Source organism: Paenibacillus sp. 203 (assembly GCF_037027525.1).
Taxonomy (GTDB): Bacteria; Bacillota; Bacilli; order Paenibacillales; family Paenibacillaceae; genus Paenibacillus; species Paenibacillus polymyxa_B.
The window spans coordinates 119471-142550 of sequence record NZ_JAXCHD010000005.1 but is presented as its reverse complement, the minus strand read 5'-3'; the positions used below and the strand labels follow the sequence as shown (position 1 = coordinate 142550).

Annotated in this window: 18 protein-coding genes; 1 reads left to right on the top strand and 17 read right to left on the bottom strand. The window is 44.7% G+C overall.

Features of this window, described 5'->3' with window-relative positions:
• Positions 1-125: 125 nt before the first annotated feature.
• Together dhaK and WA407_RS13020 are read right to left on the bottom strand one after the other, a co-directional pair.
• Positions 126-1886: a dihydroxyacetone kinase subunit DhaK gene (dhaK, locus tag WA407_RS13025; RefSeq protein ID WP_336077501.1), complete on the bottom strand. Its 1761-nt coding sequence runs from the start codon at positions 1884-1886 to the stop codon at positions 126-128.
• A 1-nt stretch (position 1887) separates the two neighbouring features.
• Positions 1888-3021: a glycerol dehydrogenase gene (locus WA407_RS13020; protein ID WP_336077500.1), complete on the bottom strand. Its 1134-nt coding sequence runs from the start codon at positions 3019-3021 to the stop codon at positions 1888-1890.
• Between the two features lie 189 nt (positions 3022-3210).
• On the opposite strand from WA407_RS13020, the gene WA407_RS13015 reads away from it, so the two are divergent.
• Positions 3211-4242, top strand: coding sequence for a PocR ligand-binding domain-containing protein (locus tag WA407_RS13015; RefSeq protein ID WP_235308917.1), 1032 nt, complete (start codon positions 3211-3213; stop codon positions 4240-4242).
• Between the two features lie 1362 nt (positions 4243-5604).
• Here the strand turns inward: WA407_RS13015 and WA407_RS13010 are convergent.
• The 15 genes from WA407_RS13010 to WA407_RS12940 all read right to left on the bottom strand — a co-directional run bounded on the left by WA407_RS13010 (position 5605) and on the right by WA407_RS12940 (position 23056).
• Positions 5605-6834 carry an ADP-ribosylglycohydrolase family protein gene (locus WA407_RS13010; protein WP_235308915.1) on the bottom strand — a complete coding sequence of 410 codons (1230 nt, stop codon included), beginning with the start codon at positions 6832-6834 and terminating at the stop codon, positions 5605-5607.
• Entirely contained in the window at positions 6834-10184 is a 3351-nt protein-coding gene (locus tag WA407_RS13005; RefSeq protein WP_336077499.1) for an ADP-ribosyltransferase, read from the bottom strand. The genes WA407_RS13010 and WA407_RS13005 overlap by 1 nt, the downstream gene beginning before the upstream one ends.
• A 68-nt stretch (positions 10185-10252) precedes the next feature.
• The gene (locus tag WA407_RS13000) at positions 10253-10675 is read right to left on the bottom strand and encodes a DUF4280 domain-containing protein (RefSeq protein ID WP_010347323.1); all 423 of its coding nucleotides are present in this window, start codon (positions 10673-10675) and stop codon (positions 10253-10255) included.
• A 26-nt stretch (positions 10676-10701) separates the two neighbouring features.
• Positions 10702-12126, bottom strand: coding sequence for a phage baseplate assembly protein V (locus WA407_RS12995; protein ID WP_235308909.1), 1425 nt, complete (start codon positions 12124-12126; stop codon positions 10702-10704).
• Positions 12123-12740: a hypothetical protein gene (locus WA407_RS12990; protein WP_250260704.1), complete on the bottom strand. Its 618-nt coding sequence runs from the start codon at positions 12738-12740 to the stop codon at positions 12123-12125. Before WA407_RS12990 ends, WA407_RS12995 begins: the two co-directional genes overlap by 4 nt.
• Before the next feature lie 95 nt (positions 12741-12835).
• Positions 12836-13606 carry a DNA and RNA helicase gene (locus tag WA407_RS12985; protein ID WP_235308905.1) on the bottom strand — a complete coding sequence of 257 codons (771 nt, stop codon included), beginning with the start codon at positions 13604-13606 and terminating at the stop codon, positions 12836-12838.
• An 18-nt stretch (positions 13607-13624) separates the two neighbouring features.
• Positions 13625-13777 (bottom strand): hypothetical protein, encoded by a 153-nt coding sequence (locus tag WA407_RS12980; RefSeq protein ID WP_235308902.1) that lies wholly within the window; start codon positions 13775-13777, stop codon positions 13625-13627.
• Between the two features lie 60 nt (positions 13778-13837).
• On the bottom strand, positions 13838-14350 hold the full coding sequence (locus tag WA407_RS12975) for an RDD family protein (protein WP_336077660.1): 513 nt from the start codon (positions 14348-14350) through the stop codon (positions 13838-13840).
• 62 nt (positions 14351-14412) lie between these two features.
• Positions 14413-17064 carry a molecular chaperone gene (locus WA407_RS12970; protein WP_336077498.1) on the bottom strand — a complete coding sequence of 884 codons (2652 nt, stop codon included), beginning with the start codon at positions 17062-17064 and terminating at the stop codon, positions 14413-14415.
• 31 nt (positions 17065-17095) lie between these two features.
• Complete coding sequence (locus WA407_RS12965; protein ID WP_235308896.1) at positions 17096-17785, bottom strand: iron-dependent peroxidase; 690 nt, start codon at positions 17783-17785, stop codon at positions 17096-17098.
• Positions 17782-19101: a hypothetical protein gene (locus tag WA407_RS12960; RefSeq protein ID WP_039272928.1), complete on the bottom strand. Its 1320-nt coding sequence runs from the start codon at positions 19099-19101 to the stop codon at positions 17782-17784. Before WA407_RS12960 ends, WA407_RS12965 begins: the two co-directional genes overlap by 4 nt.
• Positions 19102-19148: 47 nt before the next feature.
• Positions 19149-21026 carry a serine/threonine protein phosphatase gene (locus tag WA407_RS12955; protein WP_254328716.1) on the bottom strand — a complete coding sequence of 626 codons (1878 nt, stop codon included), beginning with the start codon at positions 21024-21026 and terminating at the stop codon, positions 19149-19151.
• A gap of 22 nt (positions 21027-21048) precedes the next feature.
• Complete coding sequence (locus tag WA407_RS12950) at positions 21049-21879, bottom strand: PP2C family protein-serine/threonine phosphatase (RefSeq protein ID WP_254328715.1); 831 nt, start codon at positions 21877-21879, stop codon at positions 21049-21051.
• Positions 21880-21914: 35 nt separating this feature from the next.
• Entirely contained in the window at positions 21915-22442 is a 528-nt protein-coding gene (locus WA407_RS12945; RefSeq protein ID WP_028542470.1) for an FHA domain-containing protein, read from the bottom strand.
• A 65-nt stretch (positions 22443-22507) separates the two neighbouring features.
• Positions 22508-23056 (bottom strand): FHA domain-containing protein, encoded by a 549-nt coding sequence (locus WA407_RS12940; RefSeq protein WP_023989858.1) that lies wholly within the window; start codon positions 23054-23056, stop codon positions 22508-22510.
• Positions 23057-23080 lie beyond the last annotated feature (24 nt).

Below are 23080 nucleotides of genomic sequence, written 5' to 3'. Positions count from 1 at the left end.
ATTATAAACCTAATGCACATCAATTGCAATGAACAAACCTTGAACTTTTAAGAATTAGCGAGTGTTACAGGCAGGAATGGATATCTAAACGAAGTATTCGCGCCAGTAATTTTGGATTTATAGAATTAGTTCAAACATTCAGCAAGCTCCGTAAAAATCACTCCAAGCGCATAAGCCCCCGCGTCTGGATAACCAAGGCTTCTCTCTCCTACCGTTCCGGCACGGCCCATGCGCGCCACGATGTCTTCCGTCTTTTTGGCCCCTGATACAGCGGCTTGAGCACCTCTTACAAAGGCTGTCTTCACGTCAAAATCTAATTTCGCGCTCTCCGCCCAGCTATCCGCACATGGCACTAATGCATCTATAAGCGTTTTATCGCCAACGGCGGCTCCTCTGCCGAAAGAACGTTCGCCTGTCGATTGTATGCCTTGCACCGCAGCCTGCATCATATTTGCGAATTCAGAAACGGTGAGTTCGGTGAGTTTGCCCGCAGATCGTGCCGCTGCGCGAAATGCTGAGCCCCAGATCGGACCCGAAGCCCCACCGCAGTACTCCATGATGACGAGCGAGCATGAATGAAGAAAGGCTCCCATCGTCAAAGAATCTTGATTCAGGATGTCTCTCCATTCCCGTTTCAGCTGACGAAATCCCTTAGCAACGCTCATTCCAAAGTCGCCGTCACCTGCATGAGAGTCAAGATCGCAGAAAGATACCTCATTCTTGATGATAACCTCACTCATCTTATCGACTAGGTAGATAAGATTGTTCAACGTAACTTTGTTGTTCTCAATAACCGCGAAGGCAGGGTCCGTTTCTACCTCAAAGGATACTTGCCGATTTTCGTCTGCTACAGTTGAAATATCCATGAATTCGACATGATCAACAGGTCCAGCCACCTTGAACGCAGGTGCGTTGCTTTCATAGGAGAGGAGCGTTTTCAGTTCGTTGTCCAGCTTCATGATGGAAACCGAGATACCTGCCATATCGATACTCGTCATATAATTGTTGACAAAAGTGCGATCGATCGTGATCCCCTTCGCTGCTAGTTCGCGAGTGACCGAATGGTTGAAAAGGTACAGTTCTTGCAGAGGCGTACCGCCGAAACCATTGATCAACAGGGCGATTTCTCCGCTGAAGCCAGTTTCGATCTGCATGTCTCGAAGGAGATCGGTTACCATTCTGCCTGCCAGCGTGTCCGCATCCGTCAGCTTCTCGCGGCTGGTCCCAGGCTCGCCGTGAATGCCGACGCCGTACTCGATTTCATCATGCCCGAGCTCTACTGTTGGCGTGCCCTTCGCCGGCACGGTACACGAAGTCAGGGCGAATCCGATACTGCGTACATTCGCAGCAGCTTTCTCGGCCACTGCTTTAACTTCCGCCAGACTCCGGCCCTCTTCCGCCGCTGCACCCGCGATCTTATGGACGAGTACCGTTCCCGCCACCCCGCGCCGTCCGACTGTATATAGGCTGTCTTCTACAGCGATGTCGTCCTCAACCTTTACATAGTCCACTTCCAGACCGTCTTCAGTGGCCAAATGGGCGGCGTTTCTAAAGTTCATAATATCGCCGCTGTAATTTTTAATAATCAGCAGCGCACCTTTTTTCCCAGTTGTTGCTCGGATGGCCTGATATACTTGAATTTGTGAAGGAGAGGCGAAGACATCACCGCAGACCGCGGCATCGAGCATCCCTTTGCCAACGAAGCCGGCGTGGGCGGGCTCATGCCCGCTGCCACCGCCGCTGATGAGCGTTACTTTCTCCGCGTTCAATTCCTTTTTCTTGAGCACTTTGTATTTTGGCAGAAATTCCAATTCGGGATGCGCAAGCGCAATACCACTGCACATCTCAAGGACCAAATTTTCCGCACGGTTGATGACCTTTTTCATGCTACTTTACCTCCGCTTTGTACTGGCTCCCGATACGGTCGGCCGCAGCGATTGCCGCTGCAACCTGCTCCACTGTGACCGGAAACGGCATGGAATGAATCGATTCCTCCAGAATGCAAGCCTTTGCAGCTACTTCCATGAGTTCTTCCTGGCTGATATGATCGACGCCGATATCAGCCAAGCAGACCGGTAAACCGACGGCTAAACAGAAATCAAGGACCTGATGTAATTCTTCCGTGGGTGCGTTTTCGAGCACCAGCTGTGCGATCGTGCCGAATGCAACTTTCTCTCCATGATAATAATGATGCGTGCCTTCCAAAATCGTGAGTCCATCATGAATTGCATGGGCCGCCGCAAGTCCGCCGCTTTCGAAGCCGAGGCCTGAGAGTAAAATATTAGTTTCAATGATATTTTCGAGTGCTTGCGTAACTTGGTTTTCATCACATGCCGCTTTTGCTTTGGCACCATCTTTCAACAGCATTTCATAGCATAGCGTTGCAAGTGCAGTCGCCGCATTCGTACCTACTGCTGGCGCACACTGTCCTTCGCGCACTCCGTTAGGCAGTCCGGCATTGACCCTGGAGTAAGAACGAGAAGTCGCACGGGCTTCAAAGTAAGTTGACAGTGCATCACCCATACCTGATACAAGGAATCGGGTTGGTGCATTAGCGATAACGGTGGTGTCGACTAATACGACACTCGGACTTTGCTTAAAATAGGCGTAATCGTCGAAAGCGCCTTCTGGGGTGTAAAGAACGGCCGAGTGGCTTGTCGGTGCATCCGTCGCAGCAATCGTCGGACAGATGATTAGCGCTTCCCCTTGAGCCACGCATTTCGCCGCGTCGATCGCTTTTCCACCGCCGAGACCTACGATACAATCGCATCCGTTTGCAGTAGCAATTTCCTGAAGTCTGGACACTTCCTGTCTGGAACACTCACCCATAAAACCGCTTTCAATAAAGGTTACGTTATATTTACCCAAAGTGGAATCAAGCTTATCTTTTACCCGCGCCACATCGTCAGGATGCGCAATCAGTAAAGCGGATTTGCCGAAGGTGCTCACATAGTAACCCAAATTCAACAATTCGTTTTCACCTTGTACATATTTGCTTGGGCTGATAAAAGCTTTTCTCATCTATAATTCCTCCTTATGATTGTGTTGGCTTCGTTCTGATTAAGACTATAACCGAACCATGTAAACTTTACATTGGAGGAATCAAGGAATATATTATAATTTACAATCGTATTTTTTTGCACTGAAGATCACGAATTGTACTTTTTTGTTATTGCTTACAGAATAATTTACCTATAAGGGATGAGAATCTTGATACGTGAACATTTGAGCATCCAGAAAATCTTTGATTTGAAAAAGTGGGAGCAGTTGCAAGATTCATTAGCATCCGTTACCAAATTAGCCATTCTCACCGTCGATTATAAAGGGAATCCCGTAACTAGCCACAGCCAATGCCAATCGTTTTGCAAGAAGGTTCGCCAAGATGAGAATCTCCTTCCCTACTGCCAAAAATGTGACTCTCGCGGTGGACTTGAAGCGGTGCGTTCCAACAAACCTTATATTTATCTCTGTCATTATGATATCATCGACATCGCGGTACCGATCATTATCGACGATAAGTACATCGGCGCCGTCATGGCAGGTCAGGTCCGCTTAGCCGATCCTTCGAGCGCCTTACATCTCGAGCAAATCCTCACCTCAAAAAATGAAAAACTGTACAGTTCCAAATGGGAAGAACTTAAGAACGACTACGCCGATCTGCCGTCCATGACCTATCAGGAAATTCAGACGATCTCCAGCATGTTATCCTTATTGTGTAATTATATTGTTGAAGAAGCGATGAACAAAAATCTTCTCGCAGAAATGTTCGAGAAGGCGTCGGCCACACAGTCCACTCCACAGTTGTCCGAGATCCTTCCTGGCTACTCGTTGGAGCATATCGAAAACCTTAAGAAAGAAATGAATAATTTCTTAGCAGATGCCTATCTGAATTCCTCAGGAGATGTGGATATTTCGTGCGGAAATCCCGTACTAAAACCCGCCTTCGAATATATTTTTGAGCACAAAGGTGAAACTTTTTCTCTGAAAGCCTTGGCTGACTTATGCCACATTAGCCCAAGCTATTTTAGTCGGCTGTTTGCGAAGGAAACGGGAGAGAACTTTTCCAGCTATCTTTCCCGCCTGAAGATTAAATGGGCGAAGCAGTTGCTCGAAGCTACAGATATTCCGGTATCCCAGATCAGTAGCGAGCTCGGCTTCAATGAGCCGGGGTATTTCATTAAAATATTCAAAAAGTATGAAGGCACAACGCCCGCGGTGTACCGAAAGTATTACAAAGGATAAAATAAACGAAAAACAGATGATTCACGGGTCTAACGTCACCATGATCATCTGTTCATATTGTTGTGCTCAAGTTGCGTATCCAGCTCGTGCTTCTCAGGCTGCCTGAGATTATGTTTTGCGTCATGTTTACTGAATCTGCACTGCTTAATCCCTTCATCCCCGCTCATTTTGAGGTGCATTGTGCACATGGTTGGCGTCGGTAAACGTAGAAAAACAGATCAATCATGGTGGTATCTGGATATTAATTAACACACCTTATGTAAGGCTATTGCGTTTAATAGAACTTTTTCCAGACATTCTGTACCTGCATCTTATTTCATGAAAACTTCCTATAGGTAAAACAATTAATGTTGGTGAATCTAGGGTAAATCTATTTATTCGGCACTGAGTGGAGTCTATGTAATCAGCCACCGGGACTGAGAAACGAGCCAAAAAAGACCACATTTTAATCGGTTAGCTTATACAGTGCAATTTGTATTTCAGCATTATCCCCAGTGGAAGCGCATAATCACCTGCATTCGGCCAACTACCAGCCTTCGTTCAACACGTTGCTTAAAGGCTTTGCAAATGCTTCTGGACGCATAACAAACTTTCCTAAAAAAATCCTAGTCTCATCTTGAGCTTTCGGTCCTTGAGAGGCGCACTTTCCAGCTTGTCCTTGCCCACAGAACCATACAATGGACCTCTTTCCCGTCTCCACCTCCTTAGTCAGAATCTTCGTGATGCCCTTTTTACTATCGGGGGCATACATATCTATTCTCATCGTCTATTTAACATGTCTGTTTCAGTGTTGTTATTTCCACCGTCGTAGCAACCGCACTAACTGCCCTATAATCGCTTCATACTCTGTTTGGGCTTGAGCGATTAACCCCAATGTTTCTTTTACTTCTAGTACCTGATTTGTTATTTTCTTTTTGTGATTTTGAACATGCAAAAAGACTCATTCCTCCTCTTTGTTCAAGTTGGAATAAGCCTTTGAAAGTTACCAAGCCTATTATTCAGGTTTTAAGTGATTGGATTATTGTATATGTTGGACAAACTTATTGTTTCATGCAATTAAATTTACACAAACTTCTTAATACTACTAAATGACAAACAAATTAACATTTTCTTGAAATCAAGATGTACTCATAATGTATAACTTACGCTATCCATCAGTATTTTTACGATACTAAAAAATTTAGCAAGGATCAAGTAAAGAAACTGACGCCCGTTAAGTAACCACGGCTAGCTTATTGCTGAAGGGCTATTCTCTTAATGTCAGCAAAGTTAGGTATTGACGACCATTCTCACAAGGATTTTTATTATATTCAATATCATCTCTTAATTTACACTAAAAATTAATACATATTATTTTTTCCTTTAAATACATTTAAATATATTATTCATTTTATTTGCTAACTCAATAATCATCTCTCGTTTTGCTATCTTGTTAATCCATTGAATGGGAATTTGCTGAATTCCATAATATATACCAGCCAAACCACCAGTTACCGCAGCAGTAGTATCAGTGTCATTACCTAAATTCACAGCCTTTAATACAGCGCTTTTATAATCATTTGTTGTTAACAAACACCAAAAGCTTGCTTCTAATGTGTCAATAACATACCCTGAGGAATTTATTTCTTCTTCATCAAGCTCCATTAAGTTTTCTATAAGTATCCTTTTAAAAAATTCAAGTTCAAGGGAAAAAGGTTCTTTCTTGTAAAAGAAATTCAAAATGTTGTTCCTCATAATATTAAAAGCTTCTTGAAGGGAGAGCCCTTTTAAAAGTAATAAAGCATATTCAACATATATTGAGCATGCTAAAATTGATCTAGGATGAGCATGTGTAATCTTTGATACATCATGAATAACTTGATACTTATATTCTTCATCCCCAACATGTTGTAAATAAAATGATAACGGGAGAATTCTCATTAATGATCCATTACCGTTATCATTAACTTGCTTACCACCAGTCTCTGAAGGATGCCTACCTTCAATTAATTTTTTTACAGATTCTGATGTAGTTCTTCCAATATCAAACACTTCACCATGCGGAGTCCAATATGATTGTTCATACCATTTTTTCATTTTATCAGCAATATCAGTAATATAATAACCATTACATAGACTATCTCCTAGGCAGAAAGTCAAAGAGCTATCATCAGACCAAGTTCCTGCTGGTTGTTCATGAGTTCCGTAACCAATCATATCAAAAATAGGGGATTTTTTCAAACTAGCTCTTGAACTAAATTCCGCCGGTAGTCCTAATGCATCTCCGACACACACCCCCATCAAACCATCTAATACTGTATTAGGTATTACTGTATTCCCTTTACTACTCAGAGGCTTAAATTTAGTTGTTCTGTATCTTTCCTCAATTGGAGAAAAGCTTATACCATTATCATTTAAATATTTTGATCTATGAAGGACTAAATTATTTATAATTTCCCTAGGAATCCCTTGTGGAAACGCTAAACAACTGTCATTGCCTTTAAAACTAGTACAATAAAAACACTGCGAAACACTACTTACTTGAATATCTTCATCAAGTTCCCATCGTTGAGTCATAGTCAATTTTTTGTTATCTTTTGACTCTGGTACCATTAGTTATCGAGCTCCAATTCAATATTTTTCATCCCGTCTTCCTCCCAAGCTTTTGTAATCTTAAAGCTATGTCCCCGTCCAAGTAATATTTCACTTTCGATGTCATCAAGAGCCCCAATATTAGCTACAGAAGTACCCTTTTTAACTTTAATTATAGCAAAAATTCCATCATCGTGAGCCATAGCAAACATCTCTGCTACACCTGGATTTGTACTTGTAGAGACAAAAGCGTCATCAGAATACTTAAAGGATTGAATTTCCATAATCCTATTCCAATTATCCCCTATTTCTCTACTACTAAAACCTCGGTATAATATCATGTCTTCTGACAATATACCTTTGACTATTGCTGAATCTAATAATGGTACATATTTTTTAAGATTTTCATTCAAACTGTCGTACCGAAGCCCTCTATTTAACTCCTTATAAATATCATTGCCTTTATATTTTATTAACGCATTAATTTCAGCTTCGCTTAACGAATTAATCCAACTCTCGGGATTATGAATTGGATCATGAGTTTCAACTTTCCCCGTCCCCTTAGTTTCAAGCGGCATCTCCTGTGGTTTGCTCACTTTGGGAGCTGTAAGTTTAATACTTGAACTGGATGGCTTGGCAGCTATATTAATCTTCCCTTTGGAGATAGATCCCGTCTGATTAATCTCGGGAGAAGTAACCTTATACTTGCCTGTTCCGCCTGTGCTAAGACGAGGCCTAACTCTGGCTGGTTTGGTAGTAACTTTCACCTCATTGGAGATAGCTTTAGCTGGATTGATCTTGGGAGAAGCTTGAACTTTCATTCTTTGTTTGAGCAACGATAGCATTTGAGCAGTCTTGCCGTTACTTGTGAGTTGTCTTGCCGATGTGTACACTTTTCCCATGTTCGATTTCACTAAAGGGCCTAATCCAGCAAAAGCTCCACCAAACGCCCCTCCAAGTGTCGTCCCTGTCACTAAGGCTTCTGCTAATTCGTCACTCTTTGAGCGATCATGGGTCAGAGAAAGGCCAACAGATTGTAATCCACCAGATATGCTCCCTGTAAGAACCCCGTTAGAAATCTTTTGGGATACCTCTTTATTCATTACTTTCCCTATACCGTTTGCTAATTTATTTTCAACAGCTTGTCCTGCTTTGGTGGCCAAAGTGCTTTCTGCAATTTTGACTGTACCTGAATAAAATCCTTGCCCTTTGATACCAGATCCAGTCGGAGTTAAAAAGTTCCCCGCAACGTTCCCTGCAAAATCACCTATTTTATCTACCGTTTCATTTCCCGTTGATGCTACCTCATACTCTACGGGACTGCCAATAGCAGCAGCAGATGAAGTACTGAAACGCTCAATTGCTTTACCCGCAGTAGTTTCTAGTAGAAAATAATTAATCCCATCAACCCCAGGAACTAGAATATTCTTCTTCATCCATTTCAATGTAGGGTTTGAAGGGTAAGTGGCTGTTAGCTCCCTTTGTCTTTTCTCATACTCTGAGATTTTCTCTTGTGGTTTAGGTAGTGCATTCACTCTCTTTACCCATTCATCTAATGCTTTCTTATCCCCCGCAGCCCCACGAGCTAGTAAAGAATTAGTCAATAGATAATGGGCATTCAATGGATTAGGAGGAGCAACATTTTTAGGTACGCTTGCCAGTAGCGATAAACCTGCTTTCGTATAATTCTTTTTATATACGTTTACGCCCGTATTTAAAGCCGTTGCCACAGATCCAACTATGGGAATCATACCTGCTACACTTAGACACGTTTGTACCTTGTTAAGTATTCCGTCCAAAATCCCCGACTTCGGGTTCATCTTGGCTACGGTTTTCCCAGGAGCAGGCTTGCTCTGAGATGCCTTCATTTCATTATAGGCTTGTACCGTCATGAGTGGAGGTTCTGGTACAGGAGCTAGATCGGCAACATATACAGGACGCTTTATAATTCCATCCAGATTGACTTGAGATGAGCGAAAATCAGTCTCTCCATCAAGTATCAAACTGCTTCTCGCTGCCTGCATATATATAGACTCCCCAGCCTGCATACTCAGTTTAGTACCTGCATCCAACGTCAACGTCCTTCCAGCGTAGATGGACAGTTCACCTTCACTTTGAACTTGCACTCCATTTTGATCTAGTTGGATATACACCTTACTCATCTTCGCCGTCACCAAAACTTCAGATGGACTTAGCTTCAGTTCCTTACCTCGGTTTGTCCCCCAATACTTGACGTCAGGATCAGTCAATTTGGGAGTGGATGACTTACTACGCCGTACAGAACTCTTCACAAATCCTTCCGACTCTCGTTCATTTGGAAATTGCAATTGTACTGTATCACCTAGCTCAGGCATAACGTACCATCCGGTATGCCCCTCTGCTGAGAATCCTGTGTCGTAAGGAAACCACGTTGCCTTGCTCTTATCTTGTCGTTCATCAATGCTCAGATGTACACGCACTTGGTCTCCCATAACCTCGACAACTTTACCTTCCAAGGACGCCCCACAAATTTGGGCATTACAATAGAGGTTTTGATGTATTCCCTCGCTCTGGACCAATGTGTATTCATGCAATAGTAATCCACTTCGTATTTTGGATACAATCCGGGTTACAACAAGCTCTTTGCCTCGAAACCGCAGGTGATCTCCCGGTCGGAAATACTGTCCACTTTCTACAGTATAACAGGTCATATGTAATGAGGCTGATGTCTCAATCGTGTCCTCTGTTTCTCCTATTGCTGCAAAACTTCGTTTTGTGCTGTATACCACCTCATTTAATTCACCTACATTCCCTTCAGGTATACCGAACCAAAACTTAGGTGTTTCAGCAGCAACTTCTGGTACCAAAACACCTCCGAACCGGGAAGCCATACGTTTTAAAAAAGCCCAATCCGTTTCTCTATATTGTAGAGTAAATTCTCCTAATTTGGTATTTTGAGATACAGTATCAATAATATCCGATCCTTCATACTTGGAAAGAATCTGTCTTTGTAACTTATCATAGGTTAGATTCTGATCTTGAAAGGATCGGGTAATAGGCTTTATATCTAGTTGAATCGTATGTGATACCGCTTCTATCTCAATATAATAAATATCACGAACTGTTTTCAAATCCACATGCGTAATTTCTCCATGAAATAATATCCTTACACGCTTACCAAGTTCATCTTTTTGAAACACTTCTACAGACTCGGAGGCACCCTCCATTTGAATCAAACGAGCCTGCTCTCCTTCTGGAAAAATCCCCCGAATTCGTAGGAAGGCGTGATCATTTAAATTTCGTTCAATATGCAGTTGTTCTATATGTTGTATAGGATAAATACCGACAAATTCTAAACTCTGATAACTCGATATTTTCTCAACTTGGCTCACTGAGTATATTCCCCCTCTCTTACAACATCACCTAAAAAAATTGCAAAATATCTATTGGGATTAAAAATTCAATCCAAATTCTGGCCATCGTTCTCAATACTTATGAACCCACAGTATAAACATGAGTTTGAACACTGGTCTGTTAGCGAAGCCTGTCCTTCTACCAAGACATCTTTTTTTCCACCTATCCATGGCTTTGTAATCATTGGAATACAGGGGGCTTTTTTCACACCGTAAATATCAACCATATTGCTATTTAAAACTGCGGGATTAGTAAGGCTGAAACAACGTCCGAAACCTGAAATATTATCACCCGGCAAATAGTCACTCACATTCATCTGCGCTTTATCCTTGATATACACTCCATGACTAAATGGACGCTTGAGTCGCGTCGGTTGCGTACCAAAGCTACATTTTAATATTGCTCCTGCAACAACGTAACCTTTCTTGTCAGCTGAATTGGCCTGTAAAATCATTTGTTCTTCTGCCATCCTACTACCTCCTATACTTTAAGCAATCAGTTTGTTTTCACTTCACTACCGATTACACTAGTATCACCACCGAGCACGATGTTGCTGCTCTGGCTAGATAGGGCAACTTCCTCTCCAGCAGAAATTTTTATTTTTTTACCGGCACTCATATGAATATTTCCTCCAGCAGAAAAACTGATAGCCTTGTCACTTACAATCTGAATTCCACTTCCTTGATTCAACTGGATAAAAATGGCCCCATCTTTACCTGTAATTACGATTTCATCAGGTGTCATTCGAATTTCCTTGCCATGCGGTGTACGAAAAATCTTGGTATCAGGACTGTCAATCTTGTTGTATCCATCTTTAGTGCGATCTTGACGGGCCGAACTACTAGCAAAACCCTCTTGCTCCTGATGTGCTGGAAAATACACTCTTACAGTATCACCTATTTCAGGCATAACGTACCATCCACTATGTCCTTCAGCTGTATAACCTGTTGCATAAGGGAACCAATGCGCTTTATCTTTAGCTTGAACTACATCTATTTCAAGATGCACCTTAACTCTGTCTCTCTGAAGCGCTATAACCTTACCCTGCAACGATAAACCGATCATTTGTTCATTAAAAATTTCCCTATGGCGAAGACCTTCATGTGAGGTCAATGTATAAATACACTTCAATATTCCTTTACTCATTTCAGTTAGTGCTTTATATATAAACAAGGTTTTCCCATGAAAAGTAACCTGATTCCCTAGTTCAAGGACATGATTAGTCTCTACAATATAGTCTATAAAATGGTTTTCTTGGATAGTAGCTGTACCATTTTCAGAAAAATAGCGGAAGGAAGACATACGTTTACTAATGGTATAATGATAATTTTCCAAGTTCACTGGGGCATTAACTTCTTCCACACCAAAATAGAATTTAGGGGTGCTAAACGTAGAAGCTGGCATGAGAGATGTATGATAACGTGAAGCGATCCGTTTAAGAAATTCCCAATCTGTTTCGCGGTACTGTATTGTTAGTTGATTTAATGATGCTCCTGCGGTTGCTGAGTCAATAATATCAATTCCAGGATAATCGTTAGCAATAACCTTCAATAATCCAGCCATTTTCATATGTTTATCTTGAAATGAACGACTCTTCTTACATATGTCAAGCTTGTAGGTATGAGATATAGCCTCAACTTCAAGATAGTATACCCCTCGTACGAATTTCACTTCAATCTCCAACACTGTACCACTAAATATCAATAAATACTCGCCTTCCTCTGTAATCTGGGATACCTCGATTAAAGAATCTGCCTCAGTCATTTCTACGTAGGTGTCCTTCAGTTCTTCGGGTACAACAGCAGTAAATTTTAAACGTGTGTGATGGTTCAATTGCTTCTCAATTGTCAACTCCTGTAGATTAACTAATTGATAGGGTGTAATTTGCACATTGCTGTATGTTGTACTTAAAACCTTCATATTAGTTCACCTTCCCTGTTGGCCTGAATTTCTAAAGACCCCATCATACCTTTTGCTATCGGCCGCCACAGTTTAACCTCTTCTTCCATACAGCTAAAAGTAATGATAAGAGCACGCTCCTCTAATGTGACAAAACAAGCCAGATTGTAGAGCGGTGTACTCAAAGTGGGCGTTATAAATTCACAATATCCAGCCAACTGATTTTTAATATTGATAATGCCGTCTCCGTACCATTCCATAAGCTTTTCTGTATTTTTAAGAATATTGACCATTTCATTTTTAAATGGCTCCATCTCGGACTCCGAAAGCTCACTTGATGTATGGTTAAATGTAAGATTTGTTGTACCCGTATTATTCGTAAAAATAAGTCCCGGTCGATGGCAAGATGGATACTTTAACAAAGCATCTTCTTCCTCCATTTTCTTAAACGTTTTCGGCATGGTCATGGATATACGCTCATTCAGCAAAATGCGTTCAGTTAAAGAAACAGTCTCACCGTTTAAATGTATTAACGTCTGCAGTGAAATCGTTGACCAGTCTTTTACAGATACAGATAACTTCTCTTGCTTTAATGAGTTCATTAATGCTAAGATTTGCTCGTCCATATACTCCATATCATCAGCTCCTTGGCCTCATTATCAACCCATCGATAATATGACCGTTTTCCAAATTGATTCTCTTACTCAATAGCTACTATGACTCTAAACTGCTAATCTACCAGCATCCGTTGACCACCTGAGCGAGCGACACCCATGTTCATACGGCGTCCCCCTTTTTCCTCCAATACACGAGACATGACCTGATGTAACTTACTGGAATCGTAGTCTCGGTAAGCTGTCCCTGATCGGGATGACAAATAATGAAGAACGGCTTCACGTTCAATAAAGCCTTGATTTAGACACAGCATCGCAAAGGACAGATCAAGTGGATCTGACGTTCCACGACTGATAAGCTCACGTGCGAACATTTTGAAAATACAGGAAGGTAGCGTCGGCAAAGTTGTACCTGCCTGTTGTACTTGAATAAGGTTAAATGTGTTGAACTCTGTTGCCAAATCGGCAAAATCCACATAATCAGATCGTAATAGAGCGCCTGTTTTGAGCTTAAATCTGCCTAATTCCAGCTCACGCTGATTAACTTGTTCCTCTTCGAGAGCAATTTCACCCAAATAACGCTGAAAATCGGCAGTGGATTGCTCTTCTTGAAATTTGATTTTCAACACCGATAGCCGCCCCGTGGCCGCATACGGCACTTCCTGCTCCTGCTCCAGCAGGTATAGTCTATCCTTGTGCTTCACGATGCCTCTACCAATGGTCAGCGTGTTCTCCCCGACAGTTACGTTCATTCCGGTGATAATACCATCCGAAAAATCCTGATACCGGATATCCAGAAAACTGCGTGGGTAGTCTCGCAGGTTCTCCAGCATCTCGGTTTTTAGAATACGGCCCTTCTCAAACTTCGGAACGATATGTGTTAACATGGTGCTCCCCTCCTTTCTCTATTCTTCTTTATTTAGGGGAACAGATAGCCGATTCACACCGGGCGCAGGAGGTGGAACAGGAACTGCATCATCGATGGGTTGAGCTTTGCTTACTCCAAGTAGTCCAGTAAATAGGCGAATATTCTTTTCTAAAAATCTGCGTATATTCATCTTGCTCCCCCTGTTTGAAGACTACGGTTCATTATGATCTTAGAATCTATTTATCTACCTTTACATCCCAACTCCGCGCCCAGCCTGCTCGCGAAGGATATACTTCAACTCGCGTTTGTCCACAACATAGGTACGGGCAATCAGATCGTGGAGGGCCTGTTTTCTCGCCGTAAAGGCTGCCATAATAAAACCGACGAACAAAATGATGACTGATAGAAGCTTACTCCAGTAGCGTGCACTTGCACGTCCAAAGCTGAGCTTATGGTTAAACTCATCTACCACAACGATGCCGAGAGCCAGCTTGCCCACCGTTGCTTTGCATTTGGACGATTCCATAAGCGCATAATATAGCCATATAGCTCCCCAATTCAGCAAGGTCTGTCCTATTGTTTTCATTGTAAAAATATAAGTCGATCCATCTGAGAGCAAAGAGCTTTCTGCCGGAGACGGTACCCAATCCCCTAAGGTCCGAATCACAAGCCAGATCAATCCAATTATCATAAATACAAACCATAGAATAAGGCTATCGATGATATAAGCCAAAGTTCGTTTCCAAAAACCTGCATACAGCACGTTATCCCCTCCAAGTGTTGTGTACTTTTCTGATTTCAGCATTTTGTGAAATCCTTAATTTACTATTTCGTACCGTCAAAGAAATCCAGCTCGGAGAGATCATTTTCGAAAGCAAAAAAGCGTTTGGGTCCCAGATGCAGCAATTCATCTCGGCGGGTAATCGGGACTACATAAAAGCCCCAGCGGCTATCTCCGACAAAAACAAAATATTTCGTTTCCCCATTACGGATGGAGTCCGTATCATCCTGCGGGATATCCCGCCCGTACAGCACGGCAATTTCCTCATACGGCATGGGTTCAAAAGCTTCTGGCCGACTACGGTACACATGACGCTGACGCAGCTTGCCGCCGTCGGCCGTTAGGAAGAACTCTACCTCAGCCGCATGAGACGGCCGGGAAATAGAACCGCGTACCCGGTTGCTTTCCAAACTCGCAATCAGCTCCTTCTCGCGACCCGTATGTGTCCATGCGCTGACCGTGTACGGAATAGCCGGAATATGATTGGTAATGACAGGCTCAATCGTGCCCATTTTTTTAGCGTTCAGGTAACGGATAGCCCCGCGCAGACAGGCCATTTTCAACTCAGGTACTCTGCTGAGGTCCTCTGCCTTTTGACGAAACTCAATACTGCGCCCCGGTACAAATTCCTTGAGTGCTTCGCGAAATACGTCAATCCGGCAGGACTGCCCGGTTAGCTTGATAATCGAATATTCCTGCAAGCGCCCCTCCATATAAAACTCATCCAGAAACTTGCGCACAATATTGTAGATGTCTGCCTTAAGAAGCTGCTGTATCTCCCGAATGTTAAACACCACATCAGGCAACCCATATTCATCACGAAATCGTCCGTTCTCGATGACTGATACCAGCCAACGGTCCATCACTGCAATGTTCAGGTCGCTTTCAGCAGATAATACCTGCTCGGATTCGAAGCGGCTGCGCAAGATTCCCGTACGCAGAAAAAATTCCTTTTTCATATTTTCTGCCGCGCTCCATAACAGATGAAAATTACTCAGTACCCGCTGATATTCATCCCGTGTAGCATGTTCATACTGTTTGAACGCGGTGGGCAAGATGGCCTCTGCCTCACGGTAGCGTTCCTCCAGTCCCGCATATACAGCATCTACACCAAACTCATCCACATGACGGTATAAATCTCCCGAAGGAATGCCGATCAGGGCATCAATATCGGTGTCAGGCAAACGAGTCTCGGCAGCATAATAACCTGCAAATACAATTTTCATAAACTGCATAATCCGATACGTCAGATTGTTTCCACCAAAATTGGTATCCCCATTTTCATACGTTGTGTGAATATCCAGCTTGTAAGCAATACGTCCGTCCTCAATTCGGAATCGGCAGGAAGACAAATCTGTCGTGCCTCCTCCACAATCAATGACAAGTGCCTGATACTCCTCACCGTCCGCAAAAGTCCCTCGTTCCATCTGGTCTGCCAGCGTGTTGTACAGCACAGCCAGCCCTTCGTCCAACGCATCCTCCGCTTCAATCTGGTAATCCGGCAAAATATCGCTAAACATCTCTATAAACTGGGGCTGCAGCTTGACCGGAGCAGAAAAGTGCAGGTTGCGGAACCGACACTTAAATTGCTGCTCGGCTGTAGCAATCACATAACGGATAAAAGCAGCTAAAATATCGCTGCGGGAAGCAGTTGCCGTATTCCCCTCGGAATCCATTAATTCCTCGATTCGCTTATAATCGTTGACCCAACGCTTGATCCCCCGCAATACTGTCGCACGGCTGCCTGCCACGTCAGATCCACGTAGTGCATCCTCCCCAAATACATAAAGGATATGTTCTGCATTGGAGCAGTCTGCGACGCGAATAGCAGTCGGCAATACTTCAATCCAGTCGCCTTCTGCCCCTTCTGGGCCGGGGAATGACACATAATTGATGGCGTTCAGCCTTACCGTGCTGCTCATACCTGTATCAGGAGCCGTAACGTAGGAACTATCCAAATAGGCACCTGCTGTGGTGTTCGAGGTGCCAAAATCAATCGCAAGTACCGCATCTGTTGTTTCCGTGCCCCGAATGATCAGCTCTGCCACCGGAACCCGGTGACCTTGAAGCTTCAGCGGCAGCATTGGCTTATCTCCATAGTAGAGGTTATAAAAATATTCTGATTCCTGTCTTCGCAGAAATAGCAGGCTATAACTATGATTGGACGTCTCTCGCAGTTCAGCGTCGCGATGACGAGAAAGATAATATACGCCTGTTCGTCCCTCATCCTTCACCAAATTCAAAACACCGCACAGTTCTCCTGTCGCATTCACCAGCAGCACATTAGATGAGCTCAGCCAAGGCAAATCGGATTCGATCCGGTAGTTGTCCATGCGACCTGTGCGTACACCCTGATACAGTGTGATTTTAGCGGGAACCCGGATACCGCTGCTCTCCTGCCGACGGTCGTTCCAGTTTCGCTGTAGTGCCGATTCCATGCGTTCAAAACCACCAGGATTCGGCCTTGTGATGAGTAAATGCTCTTCCGCACTCCGAAATCGCAAAATCACGCGAATCAATTCTTCACGTGCCAGGCGATTGGCAAATCCCTCGACCAGTCGTTCCTTATCGCATATTCCGCGTAACTGAAAGGTCGTCATTTGCTCCAATTCCGCCCGCGTGTATTTCGCCGTGAAGCGTATGCTTTTTCGATCGGTGAGCGGGTCTAGCAACCTGTATGTATAAGGTCCGTTCATCGTTCACATGTCCTTTCTTAGCCATTTAGTCTTAATAGAGGGCGATAGCGTCTATTTTCATCGTAGGATCTTCCTCTAAAATGCCGAAATGACTTGTCCAATACAATTCCGTCGTAAAACGTGCCGGAAGAAACAAATCCAGAATCAAATCCACTTTAATCCGTGACAATGGCGTCTCCTCTTGGCCGATATAGATGAGTAATTCGTCTTTTTCCTCACAATTGGTGTAAATGATTGAGCGATGAAAGACGCGCCGCATCGTTTCTTTTAGCAGATGTACGGCTTCTCCCGTCTCATACAGGCGCAGCAGTCCTTCAGCAATCGCGTCCTGATCCTCACGGTTTAATTGTCCAAAGCCTTCCTTTACCTTCAGGCCAAAAATGCCCTCTGCAATATCACGCCGAACAAACCGGATATGGTACTCCCGCCGATTCATCCCTTGATACAAGTCCATTTCCGCCAGAAAATGCATCATAATATCAAATAGCGATTCTCTCAGCTCCAGATACTCTTCAGCATCCGGTGGAAACAGATCCCGAAAAATAGAATAAAAGCGGTAGTACGGATTGATTTCCACTACCTGCTCCAAATGGGAAGTATTCAACTCTGCCAGACTAAGCTCCATATACGGAGAGTAGCTGACAGCGGGTACGAAGCGGAATTTATCTACATCCAGCCCCTGTTCCCTCGCGCGCATGAGCAAATCCCAGACGTAATTCACACCCATTCTCCTTCACACTTGTACTCCGGAAAATACATCTGCACTTCCGATACCAGAAAGCTCATTAAATCGGATAAAATATAAGCAGGCGCGGTTGGCGAAACATCGTCAGAACCACGTCTGAACCCCAAACGCATGATCTGCTTGCCTTCCTCTGTCCGTACGTTATCGCTGACAAACGGATTTAACGGATACGTCTGGGTTTTGGTTACAAGGTTGCTTACATCATTTCTCCCTGCACCTCCCCAGATGTCCACACGTTCCAGCTCCAGCCCCTGCGCTGCTTCAAACGAGTTTACGATGCGCATGATTTCCGCCTTGGCACGGACAATCACGGCCTGTTTCCCTGCATAGCGGCCCAAAAAGCTGTCCTGTCGCCGATTAGACAATAACGGATAAGTCTGACGACTAAGTCTCGTTGTAACAGGCTTCGTAACCTTCAACACATTCCATTCGCCAGACTTATCGCGTGGTGTGACAATCGTCAGTTCCTCTTCTGTACGCTTGATATACCGGATATCGCCTTCAGTCCCGTCAATCAAATAACCATGCTCAGGACCTGTTTTTCGCAAAGGCAGCACATGCTCATAGTTCACACGATCCATAGCGGGTATAGGAAAACCGCTGTTCTTTAGAGATAGCCTTTCAATGTTCCAAAGCGGAAAAACGTCGCCCTTCTTAAAAACGTCGAATTCCTCCAATGAAATTGTAATTTCATGAATTTCTTCATGGGCGGCCGGCTCGCCGTCTCCACCAATCAATACACAGTCCACAAACTTATAAGCGTACGGATGATTAATTGTTTTCCACGGCATGCCATTTTGCATAAACGTGTGATATAACTGCTCAATTTCCAAAATATAAGAACGGTTATGCTCCAGACGAAAACGAATCGGATAATTGCCGGTTTCCGTGACCAACATTCCTGAGAAAATTCGTTTGCTGCGCACCAGCGCTGAGATACGTTCGGTCTCCATCTCAAGAAAAAGCGTAAACAACGGCATCGCACCGCCTTCGCGTACTACCTCTGCCACACGGCTGATGTCCATCTGCTTTTCCTCCGTATCAGACGGTAACACAGGATATAAAAATTCATGAATCGGGTCATAGTCCTCACGCGATGTCAATGACACGTACACATCAATCTTTTCTTCTGTATTCTCAATTTCCTCAAATACCCGCCGTTCTAGCTGGCGGGTCATTTCTTCCTGATATTCGACGAGGTTCATAAATACCCCCGCCATCATATTTTTCAGTAAACGTCTCTGCTCTAAATCGTCCATCTTGCTCAAACGGTCCTGTACCAGCTCTTTCACGACGTCTCACTCCTTTCCGGCTCCAGCATTCATTGAACATGAAAAACTTAACCTCCGTTCGCAGCAGCCCGATCTTGGTTCTCTGAATCAGACGCCCCTGCTGCTTTAGAAGCGGAATCAGCAGTTCCTTGCTCTTTGTTGGTATCCACCTTGGCCGAAGGGGCAGTTCCATCGCCTGTACCACTGCTCTTTGCAGCCGAAGAGGCTTCCTTCTTCGCGGGTGTAGTTCCCGCTGAAGCCGTTGGCGCAGCCTTCGTTTGCGATTCTGCAGCAGGGGTTGCAGCAGCGGAAGATAAAGCTCCACCCGCTGTGTCCCCTGCGTCCGTGTCGTTCAATGCTCCATCAGACAATCCCAATCCAGCAGGAAGCTGACCATTTTTCTGCTGTTCCGCGCTCTGCTTTTCCTCCGCCTTGGCAATGCTCCGCTCCAATGCCAGAACACTTTCGAGCTTATCGATCTCCTGATAAATTTCCTGTGCCCCGCTATAGGCATCAATGGCTCCTTCATAATCGAGATCCTTCATCATCCGATCCCCTTTGGCCTGAAGTTTGCCAGCTTGAATCTCCTTGAGCTGCTGCTGAATAGCTGTCAATTTATCGTTGGCCTCGGTAATTTTCTTCTCCAGTTCTTTTTGCGCGGACGTATAACCGGATTCCATCGCAGCTTTGTTTGCTTTCTTGTATAGCTTAAGCGCATTCGTGTAATCGCCGCCCTGAAATTTTAAATCTCCGTCCTTCATCCAGCTCGCTGTCTCGGCATAGCTGTCCAATTGGTCGATTTTATGCTCAATATCCTTCACATTAAACGGTGGATATAGCCCGGCGCATTTCCGTGCTTTCTCGTAGCTGGCTTCAGCTTTGGTAAAGTCCGCCTTTTCCACGTAGCCGTCTCCGTCCACCAGCAATTGAGATAGTTTCTGCTCGGCTGTATACAGTCGCTTATGAATCTTATCGTTAATTTTAACCGCCGCGTTTTTCGCTTCGCTGTAGGACTTGAGCGCCTTCGCATAATCTCCTGTCCTTGCATAATCATCTGCGGCTTGAGCTGATTCGATCATCGTTTCCAGTGCAGCTGCCTTATTCGCAGCCATACGAGCCAGCGTAATCCATGCTCCCCCGCCCACAACAATAAAGACAAGCAACGCAATCAAAATCCGTTTGATCAACTTGCGGCGGTTTTTAGGCTTTTCCTGAAAAACTTTATTTACATAAATGGCCGCAGCCGTGTAATTATTCACCGTCCGGTGCTGTTTGCTTAGCAGAACCTCTTCCAAGGTGTCCGTCAGCATGACCGGGTCCTTCGCTTCCTCCAGCGCCCCCAGCATTTCCGCCAGCTCGACGTCCTCCCACATCCCTGAGGTGGCAAGCAGGATTACATCTCCATCTGCAAGCTGGGTCTTTTTGGCGTAATGGGCATGAACTCCATTCGGATTTCCCAAGTATTCCAGCAGATTACCTCGTTCCTCATGTGTGCTGGTCGCTTCGTCTGGAATGCGTCCATCATCTGCCAATGACTGAGCCAGACTATGATCCTTACTGCGAAAATTAAGCCTTCCATTGCGAAAATGATATAGCCGCACATTACCGCACGAAACATACACCATTTTGTTATAGTTGGTCACTACCATCAGCAGACTGGCTTTGAGCCGAACGCGACGGCTTTCAAATTGCAGCCATTCCTGCGCTTCACGCAGATCTCTCATCAAGCGCCGTTTGGACATGGAAGGCTTCTCCATGAAGTTTTCCAGCACCGTTTTGACAACCATTTCTGCGCTGCGCAGCTCCTGATCCGAATCCAGACCGTCTGCGAGGACATAACAGGCCATGTCGTCCGTCTCCATGAATGCAAAATAGTCCCGGTTGTCTATGTAAGAGCCCGCTTCCGACACAAAGGCGGTACTAAAATCGCTGTTGTCCTTGCGCATCGCTACCCCCGTCTTTCTTGTTTCATCCTATCGCCAAAATAAGTACTGTCGCATTATCCTGACTTTTAAAGCCTTTATCATTAATGGCGTCGATCATGGCATCCGCTGTTTCCTGCGGTGTTCCACCCTTGCGCATAATCTCTTCCAATTCAATCTCCGTCAGCGCCTCCTGAATGCCATCGCTGCACAGCAGCACATGATCTCCTGAATACAGACGAATCGGTGCATTACCCAGTTCCATGCTCTCAAAGCCCTCATAGCCCAAGTAGTTGACCAGTTGATTGCGCACTGGACTCGTTTTGGCTTCCTCCGAAGTCATTTGTCCAGCAAGCACTCGTTCCTCCAGCAGTGTTTCTGCTGTATGCTTGGAATTGACTGTCTGGAAATGACCATTGCGGTAAATCGTAATCAGACTGTCGCCCACCGCTCCGTAATACAGCTGATAGCCGCACACAATGACCGCAGCCAGCGTCGTTCCTCCGCCCTGTCCATTCAAATTTTGCAAAATGCCGCGATTACTTTGAGTTGCCGCCTCTGCAAAATATCCGTTCAAATTCGTTGCATCTTCCAGCTTGGCAAACGCCTTCGTAAAAGTCGTCACAGCCAAGGTGCTGGACATACGCCCATTGGCCAGCCCACTGATACCGTCTGCGACAACAGCCAGCGTACCGACAGGTGTCGTCATACTGGCGAAATAATCATCCTGCTCGCTCCGGCTCCCGATCGTTTGACCATTTCCGATCTCAATTCCACTCATGATACGGCTACCGGAACTTCGCGTCAGTCGTATACGGATCATGAGCAGAACAGCGAATAGTACCGCAGCTCCACTTACAACAAAATAAGGTTGCATATCGTTACCTCCCTGCACCATTGCCCAATTCCGTCCTAGTTTTCGTTATCCCACTCAAAATGGGCGCCACACAGCGGGATAAAGATAAATTTGCTATGTCCCAGCTGAATCACGTCATAGGCAGCCAGCTCTGCTGGTGAATATACCGCCTCGTTATTGTGGTACGCCAAACCTGATGAATCGCCTGGCAGCAAGTAAAAGTTACGTTTCTTCGGATCATACACAATGACCGCATGATTTCTACGGGAAATCGTGTTGTCCCCGATAATGCGGACATGCATTTCCTCTGCGCGCCCGATAAAGTTTTTCTCCGCCATAATGCGATAATCCTGACCCACCTGTGCTCCTTCGATGCATACCAGCCATCCGGTTACCGGATGAATGCCCACCGTCTCGCCCAAATACGGCATTGTTTTGTCGTTATCTCCTGCGACGTTTGTTTTCGCTGCTGGCTCCGCGCTCTTGGGTGCAGCTATATTTACTACCGTGTTGCAATATGGACACGTATTTCCGTGCTTTCGTGTACTGAACATGTGTCCGTTCGGGCATCTTGTCAAACTCATAGTCGGTTCCTTCCCCCATTGTCATGATTGTCTTTTTAGCTATCTGAGGATTTTGTAGCCCTCATCTATTTAACGAGCAGTCTCGTATTGGCAATATATAATAAATCACCTGAGTAAATCCGGTATGGCTCACCGCTTTCCAACTTCTTGGTTACACTTTCGTTGGCAGACCGCAAGCCTGTACCATTACCGGAATCCACATCCTCCACAAACCAGTCGCTGTTCACCCGGTTGAGTACCGCATGCTCCACACTTACCAAGGAGGCATAGTCTGTACCTACCAAATCAATATCCGCCTCCGAACGCGACGTTGTTTTACCAATTAAGAGCGACGTTTCGCCTTCGATATACCATTCTTTAATGGACTCGCCCTCTTCATCAATCAACACCAGCTTGGCAATCCGTTGACGCTGTGCCTTTGGCTTGGCCACGGGTACAACGGACACCAGATTGCGCAATATGTATACAAGCACGCCGATTCCAATACCTATCGCGACCACGGTTTTCAAACCGCTGTAGCCTGTACGATTAAACACATAAAAGGCGATCGCTAGCATCAGCCCGAACATGGCAACATCTATGATGAAAACCCATCTGTTCTGCGCCGTTTTCACTGCTTGCTTCCCCCATTTCTATCC